Source organism: Serratia sp. HNCC26DJ244, assembly GCF_057180565.1.
In genome coordinates, this window is record NZ_JBXUGO010000003.1 from 1 (window position 1) to 15,457 (window position 15,457).

The window sequence follows — 15,457 nt, forward strand, 5'->3', positions numbered from 1 at the left end:
CGGTGTGAAGTTCGCCAATGATATGCAGATGGCGGGGGATAAAACGGGCAAGACGGTATTCACCACCTATGCAGCGGTTAATTACATTGGCAATAGCCAGATGTCCGGTGTTTCCATGAATGGCACCACCCTGCAACAGACGGGTAACCGCCATCTGGTCGAAGTGCAAGTGGGGGCTGAAGGCAAGTTAAATAAAGACTTCACCGTTTGGGGTAACTTGACCAATCAAATTGGTGAACATGGTTATGACAATAAAGCGGTGATGGTCGGGGTGAAATACACGTTCTAACGGACTGTTTTTATTGAGATAATACTATTGAGAGAATGTGATCTAGAAAATCAGGGGCGAGGTGACTCGCCCTTGTTTTATCATCAGCACTACAGAGACGGCAGGGTAGGCTCCCAAGGCGAGTTTCCGCTTTTCCATCATGGCGGTATTTGAAGTGTCGATGGTCACCAGAGCTAAATGCAAAAACCCCGCTTAGTTGCCTAAGCGGGATTTTCTAAATTTGGCTCCTCTGACTGGACTTGAACCAGTGACATACGGATTAACAGTCCGCCGTTCTACCGACTGAACTACAGAGGAATCGTGTGAACGGGGCGCATCATATCCAGCGGCCATCATTGTGTCAATGCTAAATTGTTCTTGATGATCTGACTGCTCATCATCTGAACAAACTCAGCGATCTAGGGTTCGTCGTTAGCGCCCCAATGCTGCAAACGGCTCAAAGGGTCTTGCTGATAGAAGCGCTTGAAATGGCCATATAATGCAGGGAAACGGTTTACCAGCAGTTCCGGAGCACTAAAGAAGTATTCAGAAAGCACAGCAAAGCATTCTGCGGGATCACTGGCCGCATAAGGGTCCATACTGGCAGCTTCTTCACCTACCATATCGATTTCGTCTTGCAGGTTTTCCATCGCAGTGTGCAGGTCATGTTCCCAGGCGGCAACATCACGTAAAGGAATGAAGGGGATACCTGTCGCGTTGCCGCCATTACGCATGTCTAATTTATGTGCGGCTTCATGAATAACCAGGTTGAAACCGGAAAGGTCAAAAGAGTCTTGCACATCTTGCCAATTTAACACGATCGGGCCTTGTTCCCAGCTTTGGCCCGCTTGAACGATGGGCCCAGAGTGGACTAATCCAATATCATCTTGCCACTCATCCTCGACCACAAATGGGAAAGGATAAAGCAGGATTTCATTGAAACCATCCAGGTAATCTGTACCCAGTTCCATCACTGGCAAGGCAAATAGCAGAGCAATCCGAGCCTGCATTAATGGCGTCAATTCCAACCCTTGTAACGGGAGGATGCGCTTGTTTTGCAGTAGTTGGCTGGCGACAGCGACCAAACGCCGTTGCTCTTGCTCATTTAAAGGAGCAAGTAGGGGGATATCCAGGGCCTCCTGCCATTGGGCAAAGGTTTCTGCCTGTATTGAATTTGCTTTCCACGGCCATTTAATCATTATGCTGCTCATCAAGGTCACTTGAGTATCAGGCAGTGACTTAGGTGGTGAAGATACGGCAAAAATTCGCTACCCAGCTTCATTCAAGTTGTAGGATAAAGCATATGGTACCGGGGAGTAGGGGGGACTTACCGTACCGCTCTTGGCGTTGGAAGCCCTGATGCTACCTGTAAGCGCGAAGTGTAAAACCTAAATGTTAAACCTAAATGTTAAATCGATAGAAGTAGACCAACAAGCCTACTTCTAACCGACGTCGACTTCGGCCTTTAGGGCCTTTTACCTCATACTGCAGGTAACGATGATGCTTACAACTTGATTTCACGTGAGTAACTACCCAAGCCGATTCAAATTTCTTAAATGTCGGTGATCATTTGAATCAACCTGGGTATCGATGGTGCCCCTTACCAAGGTGAGGCTCAGCGGGTTTATTTGCTGAGGGCATCCGCCGTTTTGAGAATTTTGTGAAGTTCATCCTTGATATGCAGTTTTTCCTTTTTTAAACGCACGACTTCTTCAGAGTATCCGGAACCCGATGGCCCTTCTAATCTGGAAATTTCATGATCCAGCTGATTGTGTTTTTCAAATAATGACTGAAAGCGAGGATGGTTTGATTTGAGCTGCGATATTAAGTCACGGTATTCTGGAAACATACTCAGGCTCCTTTGAGTCAACGGTAGGTTGGAAGTTTACTCACTTCTACATTAACTCACCGTGGCTACTTTGAAAATGCCCTCTTTCAGTAACGGAATATTATGCTGTTAAATATATAATAAACGATATTATATCGTAGTTTTTTAACTTATGTCTAATAAATAGACCAAAAAAATAACCGTTATGTAGAGCAATAGTGAGGTGCATATCACTATCCTCGGTAAATAAATAAGGCTGGTGATAATTGTTACGCTGTACCAGTTAGTACCTTTAGAGGGTAATTGGCATAAACGGGGTAGAAATCATTGTATGTTTCATTGATGAAACGCTAAATAGTTTTACTAGTGAAACATCTCCTGGCAATGATCAAAACTATATCCTCGGTCACGTATTACCCAGCTTTGTTTGTTGACAATTATTTAACCAACCGTTAATAGTTGTATTACATTTTAAATAATAAACAAAGTTTAACATATGAAACTTTTAATGGGCAGTTATGATAATGGTTCTACGGTAAGTGACGAAAAAGCGATTTTATTATCATTCCAGTCGCAAAGTCGGGCTATTTACCAACAGGAACGTCATGAGAGAAATATTGCTTATGGGGATAGCGCGCGGGAAGTTTTTGACTGGTTTTATTCACCAAATGAGTATCAAGGCACATTGATATTTATTCATGGTGGCTATTGGCAATGGTGTGATAAAGAGGATTTTGCTTTTATTGCCAAAAATCCGTTGGCATCAGGTTTCGATGTGGCATTGGTCGAGTATGGTTTAGCACCAGCGACCACATTAATGGGCATTAGCCAACAAATTGGAATGGCATTGGATGCCATTGAACAACGGATAAAACAGCGTGACGAGAAACCGGTTTACCTGGTTGGACACTCTGCGGGTGGCCATTTAGCGGCATTATGGCAGCATCACTCCTGTGTTCAGGCTGTTTTTCCCATCAGTGGTATTTTTGAATTACAACCATTAATAGCCAGTGAGGTAAACCGGAACTTACAATTGACTCGTCAGCAGATAGAAGAGTTGAGCCCAGCCCGTCATATTCCGTTAACCGCTAAGCCAATCTGTTTGTTTTATGGGGCAGAGGAACTGCCAGAGTTAATCGGTCAGTCACGTTATTATTATTCTATGCTGCAGAATAAGGGAGGGCCAGTGAGTCTGTGTTCAGTTCCAGGTGCCAACCATTTCAGTGTGTTGGAAATATTATTTTCTGCAGAGAGTGCGTTATACCGCCAATGGCTTGCTTATGGAGAGACCACGGATGAGAAATATCATTGAAACAGGCTTGCCGGATATTGGGCAACCATTTTCCTGGGCAACATCTGGCGGCGGGATGCTATTTACCGCTCATGGTCCGGTAAAAATGGATGGCTCGATTGACACCGGGGATCCAGAAAAACAGATCCGGCTGACGTTTGATAATCTTGCCACTACGCTAAAGGCAGCTAAAAGCCATAGTGATAATGTCCTGCAGGTTATTGTTTATCTGACGGATATCAAATACGTAAAATTACTTGATTCAATATATAAAAATTATTTTGATGCTCCTTATCCCAATCGATCAACGGTTATCGTGGATAAATTAGTCGTTCCAGGGATGATAATAGAAATTACAGTGAGTGCTATTGCTTAATTGTTTTATTAAAAAACATCTACTCTCCCGCAAATTCATTGAAAAATGAAGGAAGGAAATACCATGCTGAAAAATATTAAACCCTCAATGCCTGACCCTATTATGTCGCTGATGGAAGCCTATCAGCAGGATGCTCATCCCAATAAAGTCAACTTGGGAATTGGCCTTTATTATGATCATCAAGGGAATATTCCTTTGATGCAGGCGGTACATATTGCTGAGCAGCGTTTGCTGGAACAACAGCGCCCACATGCCTACCCCCCCATTGAGGGCAGCGCGTTATTTGCCAACCAGATTCAGACCTTACTCTTTGGTGAGCCAATCCCACGCATTGCCACGATACAAAGTATCGGGGGATCCGGCGCGTTAAAGCTGGGGGCTGATTTTATTTATCACTATTTATCGCGTCGTGAAATTTGGTTACCTGACCCCACCTGGGCCAATCATCAGGCGATATTTGAAGGCGCAGGGCTGCAGGTGAATAGCTACCCTTACTTTGATGATCTTTCCGGTAAACTGCGGTTTGAGGCGATGCTTGATACCTTGTCTTCATTGCCAGAAGGGTCGGTGGTGTTGCTCCACCCCTGTTGTCATAATCCTACGGGAACTGACCTTGACCCATCGCAGTGGCGAACACTGATTCATCGGTTGCAACAGCGTCGTTTGTTACCTTTCTTTGATATTGCCTATCAAGGGTTTGGTGATGGATTGGAAGAGGACTGTTTTGCCTTGCGCGAAATATTGAAAACTGATCTGGATTTTTTGGTCAGCAATTCTTTTTCCAAAAACATGGCGCTGTATGGGCAGCGGGTAGGGGGATTATCAGTCTGTTGTGACAGCGTGGAAAGCGCAGGCCGGGTAAAAGGCGCGTTAAAAACATTAGTGCGCCGTAGTTACTCTTGCCCGCCGACCCATGGTAGCCAGGTGGTGGAGACGCTGTTAAGTGATCCCCAATTGCACCAGTTATGGGAAAGCGAGTTGACCAGCATGCGCCAACGGATCAAACAGATGCGTATCACCCTGGCCGCTGGGTTGGAACAAGGGGGCTCAACCCTGGATTATTCACGTATCAGCCATCAAAAAGGGATGTTCAGCTATACCGGGCTGAATGAGCAACAAGTGAATCAGTTACGGCAGCAATATTCTATCTATTTAGTCTCACCTGGCCGAATGTGCCTGCCCGGTCTCAATCTGCAGAATGTTGATTATGTGGCCCAAGCCATCCTTGATGTGACCTGTCCCAAGTGAAAGGGGAGTAATCATGAAAGAGAAAGCCGGTTTTAATCAGATAGCTCAACGGCAAGGCGGCTTGCAGAAGCATTTAACTGCCGGGCAAATGACGATGTTGGCGATTGGCGGGGCGATCGGTACTGGCCTGTTTCTCGGTAGTGCTTATGCTATCCAGATGGCGGGGCCAAGCGTGCTGCTCAGTTATTTTATTGGTGGCGTCATTGCACTTCTGTTAATGGGATGTTTGGCGGAGATGACGGCTGAACATCCTACCTCCGGTTCGTTTGGTGATTATGCTGAGTATTATCTGAGCCCACTGTTTGGTTTTTTGGTGCGTTATTCATATTGGTCTTGCGTGGTGCTGGCGGTGGGCACCGAAGTGACGGCGATCGGCGTGTATATGCAATTTTGGTTTCCAGATACGCCGACCTGGCCTTGGGTGCTGTTGTTCTCGGCAGCGGTGATCCTTATCAACATTATCGGGGTTAAATCATTTGGTCAGGTGGAATATGCCCTTTCAACCATCAAGGTGGTGGCGATATCGGCATTTATTGTGATTGGCATCGGTATCTTGATGGTTTCTTCTAATCCTACTTTTGGCATTCGTAACTTTACGGATAACGGTGGGTTTTTCCCTTTCGGGGTAAAAGGAATGTGGTTTGCCGTTATTGTATCGATCTTTAGTTACTTAAGTATTGAGATGATCGCGGTGGCGGCCGGCGAGGCAAAAAACCCGGTCACTGCAGTGAAAACCGCATTTAAAGGGACCATTCTACGGCTGTTTATTTTTTATATGATGTCGATTGCCCTGATGCTGGCCATTGTGCCCTGGCGGCAATCCGGTACTGGTGAAAGCCCATTTCTGGTGGCGATGAATGTGATCCAATTGCCTGCTGCTGCGGGGATCTTTAACTTTGTGGTGTTGGTTGCCGCGCTGTCGGCGATGAATAGCCAGTTATATATCACTACACGTATGATGTTCTCACTTTCTCGCGCCGGGCAAGCACCTGCTGTTCTGGGGCGCATCAGCAAACGCGGGATCCCGGTCAATGCCTTGGCAATATCCTGTATTGGCATTGTGGTTTCCATCATATTGAGTTTTGTTTATCCACAACAATCCTTTGCCGTGATGATGTCTATCTCGGTATATGGGGCTTGTTTTACCTGGTTGATGATTTTTGTTACTCATCTGTTTTTCCGCCGCCAGCATACTCAGACGCAGCTTAAGTTCTGCATGTGGGGCTACCCCTATTTTACGTTATTGGGGGGGACATTGATGTTCGCGTTAATGGTGACAACACTGTTTACCGACTTTTTTAAAATGACGCTGTTGTTTGGTATTCCATTTACGTTGTTGCTGGTGCTGATTTATTACTATCGTCGTCAGACCCTGACAGCGGGTAGTGACAATGTATCAGTACAGAATATGGAATGATGGGTGATCGAGCTTCTGCTCCCCTTTGCAGTTCTATCGGGGATAGCAGAGGGTTCTGTGTGTCGGTATGGGAAAGAGGCAGTATATTCGGTGTGAAAAGCCATCAATAGGCTCAAAGTTATGCCCTTTGAGCCCTATCGGTAATTTGGCTATCCACTTTCGAACCTGTAATCTGGCGCTTAAAGCATCACCAGGAGTACGGTTAGGCAAGTGAAAGGATATTGACCTAGCCCTGGATCATCATTGACAACAACTGGCCATACTTGGTCAGCATTGCCACAGACCCATCCCACACGGCAGCAAGGGTATAGATCAAAGCCAGAAATAGCATGAAAGAAGGGTTACTCATAGCGCTACCTCCAGTCCAAGCCCGATTGATTCCTATAGAGTATAGCTTATTAAAGCATCTAAATATGACAGCTTTATTAATATAGCATAAATTTTGCTCAGTTAAAGTGTGCTGCTTGGGGAGGATGTCAGATGCTGATTCTTTGCCTATAGTAATAGTGTCTGTTCCAGATTTGATTCAAATTACAGTTAATAAGCCTGTAGCTTGAATAATGAAGGGTTAAGGTATCGCTTATCCGAGTGTGCTCTCGGGGGAGGATAATAACTGTAACGGCTGAGCCGGAATGGTTATTTGATTGCTGTTAGGCAAAAAGTGCATGGGGAGAGTCAACATGGGCATCATTTCCTGGATTATCTTTGGCTTAATCGCCGGTTTTTTGGCTAAGTGGATTATGCCAGGCAAGGATGAAGGTGGTTTGATCATGACTATCATTCTGGGGGTTGTTGGGGCGGTAGTCGGTGGGTTTATCAGTACCCGGTTTTTCCAGATGGGTGGGGTTGACGGTTTTAATATAGGTAGTTTCGCGGTTGCTGTTGTTGGTGCTTTGATAGTGCTTTTTGTTTACAGAAAACTCAAAAGCTGATTGAAGTGACATCAAATAAGGCCGCTATAGTGGTTCTCAAGGGGGCAAGGTTGGCCCCCTTCCTTATGGCGTGACAGCTTAAATTGTGAGAACAATCTTGCCAATATGAGCACTGGATTCCATCAGTGCATGGGCTTGTGAGGCTTGTTCCAGCGGGAAGGTTTTAAAAATCTGCGGCTTTAGCACACCACGTTCTAACAATGGCCATACTTTCATGGCTAGATCGTCTGCGATTTGTGCTTTATCTTCCACACTGCGTGCCCTTAACGTCGAACCGCTATGAGTGAGGCGCTTGAGCAATAATGGCATCAGGTTGAGTTCTTTAACCACGCCGTTTTGGGTGCCAATTTGTACAATTCGCCCGTCCATCGCCGCCGCTTTATAGTTCTTCTCAACATACTCGCCAGCAATTAGATCGACAATAACATCAGCTCCTTTACCGTTGGTGGCGAGTTTGGCCTGCTCGACAAAATCTTCAGTGTGGTAGTTGATCGCCACATCAGCCCCCAGGGCCAGGCTGGCCTGCCGTTTTTCTTCTGATCCTACGGTGGTGATAACGTAAGCATGGAAAGCCTTAGCCAGCATAGTGGCCACCGTGCCAATGCCAGAAGTACCACCATGGATCAGCACGGTTTCCCCCGCCTGCAAGTGCGCACGCTGAAAAACATTGACCCAAACAGTGAAAAAGGTTTCTGGAATGGCGGCCGCTTCCACCAGGCTTAATCCGTGGGGGACCGGTAAGGCATTGCGTTCATCAACCTGGCAGTATTCAGCATAACCCCCACCGGCGACCAGCGCACAAACCTGATCCCCTGGTTGATATTTTTGTACGTTGCTCCCCACGGCGGCAACAACACCAGCCACTTCCAAGCCAGGAATATCTGAAGCCCCAGGCGGGGGAGGATAGTGACCACGTCTTTGCATCACATCTGGGCGGTTAACGCCAGCGGCAGCGACTTTTACCAGAATTTCGCCAGCTGCCAATGTGGGCAAGGGCCGTTGAGCAAGCACCAGAACATTGGGTTCACCGGGCTGACTGATTTCGATGACTTTCATGGTGTCAGGAAGTCGTAGATGGCTGGGCATGTTCTTATCCTTAAACGGTGTGATAGGGAGGCGGTTGACTCTATCTATCCTATAGACCTGTCACCCTGCAAGCGAGGGAGGATAACAGAGACTTACTCGAATCATTAAGTCAGTGTAAGCTAGAACGGATAGGACTATTTGGCGTATGGAACTAGTTTGCGTATGGAACAGCTGCTATTCAAGTGGCAGGGTTACGCCGAGGGCGTCAGTGCACTTGCCGTTGGCGTTTTTCAGAGCTATGTGTGCAACTGAAATATTACAAAGTAATTTATATAACCTATTGAATATGCAAAATAAAGAAAAGATTACAACCTTGCGTCAGCGCTGTTATCAACAGTTGTTTGATAACCAATCCCGTTCAGGGAGGCGAATGGAAGCATTTTGGATCACCATCACCTTACTGAGCGTCGTGGTGCTGTTTCTTGAACCCGGTGGTAACACGGTATATATCCCCAATGCGCAACTGGTCCATCTGCTATTTTGTGCGGAATTATTTTTCACTGCGGTGTTTACTGTGGAGTATCTACTGAGGTTGTGGGCGACGCCAAGTAAAGAGCGTTATGCCTACAGTTTTTTCGGTATTGTGGACTTGTTATCCATGTTGCCGATGTACATCATCTGGCTTTTTCCGCAGCTGGGGATGGAGTCTGTCCTGTTGTTGCGTGTGTTGCGGATATTACGTGTATTACGTGTACTGAAATTGCTGCGCTACATGAATGGGATGAACATCGTCTGGCGCAGTCTGAAGTTAGCCCGGCATAGGCTGGCTGTATTTTTTGCCTTTGTTGCGGTGGTGTTATGTATTTTTGGTGGGCTGATGTATGCGGTTGAGGGTGGTAGCGGCGAGTTTACCAGCCTGGCCGCTTCGATGTATTGGGCGGTAGTGACCTTAACGACGGTAGGCTATGGTGATATCGTGCCACACACGGCGTTCGGGAGATTGTTGGCTTCGTTGTTGATCTTGGTGGGTTATTCGATTATTGCGGTACCAACAGGTATTTTTACCTCCTATATGACACAGGAATTGCAACGCCATCGTGATCGTCAAATGCGTCATTGTGAGGGGTGTTTACGTGGTGGACATGAAAATGACGCGCTATTCTGTAGGTTTTGCGCTTCAGAGTTGCCCGAGCTATCAACAAAACCCACTGATGAATCTTAGGTTGTCCAAGCGTAGCCGGAGACAGCAACACCCGGGGGTTGCTGTCTTATGAGGGATATCTTAAGTGGCTGGATAGTGTTCAGTGGGAGCGGTTTCTGAGCCCTGAGGGACGAAAACAGTTGCTATTAAATGCTGGCTATGCGTTAATAGCCCTGGCCTGTGGTACAGACCTATTTATGCACGACATTTTGAGTAAAGTAGTTCAAATTTAAAGCGTTATCCTTGATAGCTCTTCACTGACGAATTTCCTTTCTAGTGCCTCCATAAGTAACTGATAACCGGCTATTACATGCCCATGGCGGCTTAAATTTTTTTTGAAGGAAATCGACATGTCTAACATGATCAAAGGTCAAGTGAAGTGGTTCAACGAGTCTAAAGGTTTTGGTTTTATCACTCCTGCAGACGGTAGCAAAGATGTGTTTGTACACTTCTCTGCTATTCAGAACCAAGGCTTCAAGACCCTGGCAGAAGGCCAGACAGTACAGTTCTCTATTGAGAACGGTGCTAAAGGTCCATCAGCGGCTAACGTTACCGCTATCTAATCAGTTTTTGGCTGATTAAAGAACCGCTTTGGCGGTTGGCCAAAATGATTATTCTAACCCTGTGAGCATCATGCTGACAGGGTTTTGTTTTTTATATCCGCCGTTAATCCATCTCCGCCATATTGGCTTGCCACCATGACTTAGTTCATCCATAAACTCCTCTGTTCCGAAACCGGCATAAGCAAGGTTCAAAATACATTGCACTTTGTTCTGAAAATTCAATGCGCTTAGGGATGAATAAGATATCCATAAAAATATTCCTATTGCATGGATTTATTCTTTACTTTGTAAAACCAGATAACTATAATTCAAACCAAATTTTAGTGGAGAAAATATATTGGACAGTTGCAGTAGTAGCGAAATAAGCAAGGCAAGTTAACCTATCTCTTCTGATTTGTTGCTTGCCGAAAACGGCGGGCAGCACCCCTCTGATTACTTCAAGCTGTGCAAACCCGGAAATAAATTTATGTATACCCGATAGCTAATTATCTCGGGTGAATGAATTCGGATGTTATTATGGTATTGACTAGCCACAGCCTTTTCCCTCCAGGCAATGACACGCTAACTCGCTGATTATTAATCGGCGCAAATTCGCGTGTGCTTAAAGCTTTATTACTTGATGCAATAATATTCAGGTATCTCGAATATAGCAGCACATGATTTGACCTCCTGTTATTAATTAAGGGAACTATCATGGCGATGACTCCTTTTGTTTTGAATTTATTACTGGCGATGAGCCTGGGTGCAGTGATTGGTGCCGAGCGCCAATGGCGTCAACGCATGGCAGGTTTGCGAACCAATGCGTTGGTGGCCACTGGGGCTGCGCTATTTATCCTGAGTTCAGCGACGGCTGAACCCTCTAGTGCTGGGCGTATCGCGGCACAGATTGTTTCTGGTATTGGCTTCCTTGGCGCAGGGGTAATTATGCGCGAAGGGTTCAATATCCGCGGCCTTAATACGGCAGCGACATTATGGTGCTCGGCCGCTATTGGGGTACTCTGTGGCCTAGGGCAGCATTGGGAAGCGGCCTCGGCAACCATGGTGATTCTCTGTGCCAATATCCTGCTGCGTGAAGCAGCTCAACGTATCAATCTGCAACCGCAGCAACAAGCGGTAGATCTCGAGTTGCGTTACCGCATTCAGGTGACCTGTGGTGAGCAGGATGAAATTATGGTTCGCACATTGATATTGCAGGCATTGAATGGCGTCGCATTACGTTTACAGTCGCTGCGTAGTGCTGATATTGCCAGCCCGGGTCAGTTGGAAGTTTGTGCCGAGATCTTGGCTAATCCAGGAGCACAAAAAGAGATTGAAGGCATTGTTTGTCGGGTAAGTTTAGAACGTAGTGTCAGTGCAGTTCATTGGCGTATCGCTTCAGAGTTACCCAGTTAATTATCATTTATCTTCACCTAATAGGTGATAAGGATGTGTTATGGACGATCACCCCAGAGGTTTTATTATTATGCGTTGTTAATGTAATAACAATCACGCTAACAACGCCATTTAAATAAATAATAGTCTGCATATGTTCATCCGTTATTACGGGCGGGGTATCCCTGCGTGCAGAGTAAAATAAGAGAATAGCGTTATGACTTATCTAAAAGAAAACACTCGTCGCCGCGATAAAGGCCACGAACCTTATGCCATTGCTTTAGAGGCAAAGAACAGCCTTGATCAAACATTGGCAAATTTGAACTGTAACCGCATTGGGCTAACCCAGGAAGATGCTCAAGAACGTTTACAACAGTTTGGTATTAACCAGATTGCACATGAGAAAGCCCCTCATGCTTTGATTCAATTAATCAGCGCATTTAATAATCCATTTATCTTTGTACTGATGGTGTTGGCGGCGATCAGTTTCTTTACCGATTATTGGCTACCCGCCCGGCACGGTGAAGAAACCGATCTTACTGGCGTCATTATTATTTCGGTGATGGTAACACTGAGTGGTTTGCTGCGTTTCTGGCAGGAGTATCGCACCAATAAGGCTGCCGAATCACTCAAGTCGATGGTGCGTACCACCGCGACGGTATTACGTCGTCACACTTTTAACAGCCAACCGCAGGCGTTGGAGATCCCGCTTCGTGAGCTGGTGCCCGGCGATATTATTCGGCTTTCTGCTGGTGACATGGTGCCCGCTGATGTTCGCTTGCTCAATTCACGTGACCTGTTTATCAGCCAGGCAATTTTGACCGGCGAAGCGATTCCCATCGAGAAATATGATGTGATGGGTAACGTCAGTCAGAAATCCCTCGAAATAGATCCCTCCAGTGAAAGTGAGTTACTTGAACTGTCGAATATTTGCTTGATGGGGACTAACGTGGCCAGTGGGACGGCCACGGCGGTGGTGGTGGCTACCGGAGGGAGAACTTATTTTGGCTCGTTGGCCAAGTCGATTGTTGGCACTCGATCGCAAACTGCTTTTGACCGCGGGGTGAACAGCGTTAGTTGGCTGTTGATCCGCTTTATGTTGGTGATGGTACCGATTGTGTTGCTGATCAATGGGTTCACCAAGGGGGACTGGAGTGAAGCGGCGCTGTTCGCGTTGGCCGTGGCCGTGGGGCTGACGCCAGAAATGTTGCCAATGATTGTTAGTTCGAACCTGGCAAAAGGGGCGATTGCCATGGCACGCCGCAAAGTGGTGGTGAAGCGCCTGAATGCTATCCAGAACTTTGGTGCCATGGATGTGCTTTGTACCGATAAAACCGGGACGTTAACCCAGGATCGCATCATTCTTGAACACCATCTGGATGTAAATGGTTGCAAAGATAATCATGTGTTGCATTTGGCTTGGCTGAACAGCTTTCACCAAAGTGGCATGAAAAACTTGATGGATCAGGCAGTGATCCGTTTTGGCCGGGGTAAACCCGGGGTCGAGGCATTGGGGCGTTACAGCAAGGTTGATGAGCTGCCGTTTGACTTTATACGCCGCCGGTTATCGATAGTGGTGCAAGATGAAGTACAGCAGCAGTTATTGATTTGCAAAGGCGCTGTAGAAGAGATGCTGGAGATTGCCACTCACGTGCGTGAAGGGCAGCAGACACTGTTACTGGATGATGCGCGCCGTGCAGCGTTGCAGGCATTGGCTAGCCAGTACAATGAGGATGGTTTTCGGGTATTGTTACTGGCAACACGCGAACTGGGGCTACAGGGTTGCACCTTGCCACTTGGCATCGCGGATGAGCGTGACCTGGTGATTGAAGGGGTCTTGACCTTTCTTGATCCACCGAAAGAGAGTGCCCAAGAGGCCATTGCCGCACTACAGGAAAATGGCGTAGCGGTGAAAGTACTGACCGGCGATAATCCGGTGATTACCTGCAAAATTTGCCGAGATGTGGGTTTGGAGCCAGGGCAGCCACTCTCTGGCCTGGAGATTGAGCAGATGGATGATGCTCAACTGGCGTGTGAAGTGGAACAGCGCACGGTATTCACCAAGTTAACGCCGTTGCAAAAATCGCGCGTGCTAAAAATGTTGCAGGGGAATGGCCATACGGTAGGCTTTCTCGGGGATGGTATTAATGATGCCCCAGCACTACGTGATGCGGATGTGGGGATCTCGGTGGATACCGGGACCGATATTGCCAAGGAGTCCGCAGATATTATCCTGCTGGAAAAAAACCTGATGGTGTTGGAAGAAGGGGTCCTCAAAGGGCGTGAAACCTTCGGTAATATCATCAAATATCTCAATATGACCGCCAGCTCCAACTTTGGTAACGTTTTCTCAGTGCTGGTGGCCAGTGCATTTATCCCATTTTTGCCGATGTTGGCCATCCACTTATTATTACAAAACCTGATGTACGATATCTCGCAACTGTCATTGCCATGGGACAAGATGGATAAAGAGTTTCTGCGTAAACCACGTAAATGGGATGCGAAGAATATAGGCCGCTTTATGCTGTGGATCGGGCCCACTTCATCGATCTTCGATATCACCACTTATGCGCTGATGTGGTTTGTGTTTGCTGCCAATAGCGTGGAACATCAGGCTTTGTTCCAATCTGGCTGGTTTATTGAAGGGTTGTTGTCACAAACATTAGTCGTGCACATGTTGCGTACTCAAAAGATCCCCTTTATTCAGAGCACGGCAGCTTTGCCTGTGTTGTTGACTACCGGAGTGATTATGGCTCTGGGTATCTATATCCCGTTCTCCCCGTTGGGGGCGTGGGTGGGCTTGCAACCGCTACCGTGGGAGTACTTCCCTTGGTTGGTTGCCACGCTAGTTAGCTACTGTGTCGTGGCACAATTGATAAAGCGTATCTACATCCGCCGTTTCGGCACATGGTTTTAAATGATTTCCGCCGGCGAAAGTCGGCGGTTTGCATGATGCGTTAACAATCAGATCACAGCGGCACAATCAGCACATCAACCTTGCTGGTATTAATAAAACGCGCGGCGGAACAGCTCACTTTATTGATTATGCTGTCGCTGTGGTTACCACAGATAACCAAATCAAAGGGATGCTTTTGGTTGGCATAGCTGAGGCTGTCACCTAATTCACCATGAATAATCTGAGTGGCAATAGCAGGGTAATTGGCGTGTAAACACAGCTCCTCCATAAACAATAACGCTTCCTCTTCCATCAAAGCACGGAGGTCACCCAGCATAGGGCCAGCGTAGATTTCGGGGGTGGCAATGGTGCTAACCAGCGTGATCTGTCCATCATTGGGGCGCACAAGTGAAACTGCTCGTTCTACCAATAAGTGGCTATCTGCTGCCACAGCGACAGCAACCAGCACGTTGCGATATGCCATCCCTTTAACTCCTATTGCGGGTTTATTTACTAAAGAGTAGAGCTTTGAAACTACAATAAATGTGTTTTATGTCACGCAAAGCAGGAAATATGAGATAGGTGGCTTTGATTGACACTTAACGTGTTGCTGCGATCAGCAGAAAGGGGATATTAATATAAGACAAAAAGCCGCTATACCGGCTGTATCAAGGGATATTGCCTGAGATCATTGACTCAGTTGTCCCATCAAACCGGCTCTTGCGAAGCTATGGTCAGCAGAGTTTAGAACACTTGTGCCCACATCGATTTTGGTATTTTCCCTAGATCAAACAGTTTACCAGATACCAATTCGGCACGCCGATGATCAGCAGCACGATACATATTAATGACATCGTTGGTATCAGTCAGCGAGTAATTAAGCTTGTCATAGAGTTTTTCCAGGCTGTCTAAGCTGGAGCATTTACGGAATGTCTGCAGATAGTCGATAGCTGTGGTCATGATTAAGGGGTAGCCTATTAATAATTCTAACAAGAAGAAAAACATCACGGATTGGCGACACTAGCCATAAATCAAGATGC

At 46.6% G+C, this 15,457-nt stretch carries 16 protein-coding genes and 1 tRNA gene; 10 read left to right on the plus strand and 7 right to left on the minus strand.

Annotated features, from left to right (window positions below; all coding sequences use genetic code 11):
* On the plus strand, positions 1-289 hold a 289-nt coding region (locus AC2A06_RS03055), incomplete at its 5' end, for an autotransporter outer membrane beta-barrel domain-containing protein (protein WP_484379315.1).
* Positions 290-510: 221 nt separating this feature from the next.
* Here the strand turns inward: AC2A06_RS03055 and AC2A06_RS03060 are convergent.
* The 3 genes from AC2A06_RS03060 to AC2A06_RS03070 all read right to left on the minus strand — a co-directional run bounded on the left by AC2A06_RS03060 (position 511) and on the right by AC2A06_RS03070 (position 2,117).
* A tRNA-Asn gene (locus AC2A06_RS03060) sits at positions 511-586 on the minus strand.
* Between the two features lie 101 nt (positions 587-687).
* A complete protein-coding gene (gene mtfA, locus AC2A06_RS03065) occupies positions 688-1,467 on the minus strand; it encodes a DgsA anti-repressor MtfA (protein WP_484379316.1) in 780 nt (259 codons plus the stop codon).
* Positions 1,468-1,892: 425 nt separating this feature from the next.
* Positions 1,893-2,117 (minus strand): HP1242/YdcH family protein, encoded by a 225-nt coding sequence (locus AC2A06_RS03070; RefSeq protein WP_023492823.1) that lies wholly within the window; start codon positions 2,115-2,117, stop codon positions 1,893-1,895.
* A 475-nt stretch (positions 2,118-2,592) separates the two neighbouring features.
* On the opposite strand from AC2A06_RS03070, the gene AC2A06_RS03075 reads away from it, so the two are divergent.
* The 4 genes from AC2A06_RS03075 to AC2A06_RS03090 all read left to right on the plus strand — a co-directional run bounded on the left by AC2A06_RS03075 (position 2,593) and on the right by AC2A06_RS03090 (position 6,428).
* On the plus strand, positions 2,593-3,408 hold the full coding sequence (locus AC2A06_RS03075) for an alpha/beta hydrolase (RefSeq protein ID WP_484379317.1): 816 nt from the start codon (positions 2,593-2,595) through the stop codon (positions 3,406-3,408).
* Positions 3,392-3,763, plus strand: a complete 372-nt coding sequence (locus AC2A06_RS03080) for a RidA family protein (RefSeq protein WP_023492821.1) — start codon at positions 3,392-3,394, stop codon at positions 3,761-3,763. Before AC2A06_RS03075 ends, AC2A06_RS03080 begins: the two co-directional genes overlap by 17 nt.
* A 63-nt stretch (positions 3,764-3,826) precedes the next feature.
* The gene (locus tag AC2A06_RS03085) at positions 3,827-5,011 is read left to right on the plus strand and encodes an amino acid aminotransferase (RefSeq protein WP_484379318.1); all 1,185 of its coding nucleotides are present in this window, start codon (positions 3,827-3,829) and stop codon (positions 5,009-5,011) included.
* A gap of 13 nt (positions 5,012-5,024) precedes the next feature.
* Positions 5,025-6,428 (plus strand): amino acid permease, encoded by a 1,404-nt coding sequence (locus AC2A06_RS03090; RefSeq protein WP_484379319.1) that lies wholly within the window; start codon positions 5,025-5,027, stop codon positions 6,426-6,428.
* A gap of 226 nt (positions 6,429-6,654) precedes the next feature.
* On the opposite strand, the gene AC2A06_RS03095 is transcribed toward AC2A06_RS03090, so the two are convergent.
* Positions 6,655-6,777 carry a hypothetical protein gene (locus AC2A06_RS03095; RefSeq protein ID WP_023491489.1) on the minus strand — a complete coding sequence of 41 codons (123 nt, stop codon included), beginning with the start codon at positions 6,775-6,777 and terminating at the stop codon, positions 6,655-6,657.
* A gap of 331 nt (positions 6,778-7,108) precedes the next feature.
* On the opposite strand from AC2A06_RS03095, the gene AC2A06_RS03100 reads away from it, so the two are divergent.
* A complete protein-coding gene (locus AC2A06_RS03100; RefSeq protein ID WP_023491490.1) occupies positions 7,109-7,360 on the plus strand; it encodes a GlsB/YeaQ/YmgE family stress response membrane protein in 252 nt (83 codons plus the stop codon).
* A 78-nt stretch (positions 7,361-7,438) separates the two neighbouring features.
* Here the strand turns inward: AC2A06_RS03100 and AC2A06_RS03105 are convergent, their stop codons facing one another.
* Complete coding sequence (locus tag AC2A06_RS03105; RefSeq protein WP_484379320.1) at positions 7,439-8,446, minus strand: NAD(P)H-quinone oxidoreductase; 1,008 nt, start codon at positions 8,444-8,446, stop codon at positions 7,439-7,441.
* 370 nt (positions 8,447-8,816) lie between these two features.
* Between AC2A06_RS03105 and AC2A06_RS03110 the strand changes: the two genes are divergently transcribed.
* The 4 genes from AC2A06_RS03110 (at position 8,817) to mgtA (ending at position 14,438) form a co-directional block, all read left to right on the plus strand.
* Complete coding sequence (locus AC2A06_RS03110; RefSeq protein ID WP_235186778.1) at positions 8,817-9,608, plus strand: ion transporter; 792 nt, start codon at positions 8,817-8,819, stop codon at positions 9,606-9,608.
* A 329-nt stretch (positions 9,609-9,937) separates the two neighbouring features.
* On the plus strand, positions 9,938-10,150 hold the full coding sequence (gene cspE / locus AC2A06_RS03115) for a transcription antiterminator/RNA stability regulator CspE (RefSeq protein WP_023491494.1): 213 nt from the start codon (positions 9,938-9,940) through the stop codon (positions 10,148-10,150).
* Positions 10,151-10,843: 693 nt separating this feature from the next.
* A complete protein-coding gene (locus AC2A06_RS03120; RefSeq protein WP_037385986.1) occupies positions 10,844-11,542 on the plus strand; it encodes an MgtC family protein in 699 nt (232 codons plus the stop codon).
* A 196-nt stretch (positions 11,543-11,738) separates the two neighbouring features.
* A complete protein-coding gene (mgtA, locus tag AC2A06_RS03125) occupies positions 11,739-14,438 on the plus strand; it encodes a magnesium-translocating P-type ATPase (protein ID WP_484379321.1) in 2,700 nt (899 codons plus the stop codon).
* A gap of 52 nt (positions 14,439-14,490) precedes the next feature.
* On the opposite strand, the gene uspC is transcribed toward mgtA, so the two are convergent.
* Together uspC and ydgT are read right to left on the minus strand one after the other, a co-directional pair.
* Positions 14,491-14,901: a universal stress protein UspC gene (gene uspC / locus AC2A06_RS03130; RefSeq protein WP_484379322.1), complete on the minus strand. Its 411-nt coding sequence runs from the start codon at positions 14,899-14,901 to the stop codon at positions 14,491-14,493.
* 260 nt (positions 14,902-15,161) lie between these two features.
* Positions 15,162-15,377 (minus strand): transcription modulator YdgT, encoded by a 216-nt coding sequence (ydgT, locus tag AC2A06_RS03135; RefSeq protein ID WP_037386000.1) that lies wholly within the window; start codon positions 15,375-15,377, stop codon positions 15,162-15,164.
* Positions 15,378-15,457: the final 80 nt, after the last annotated feature.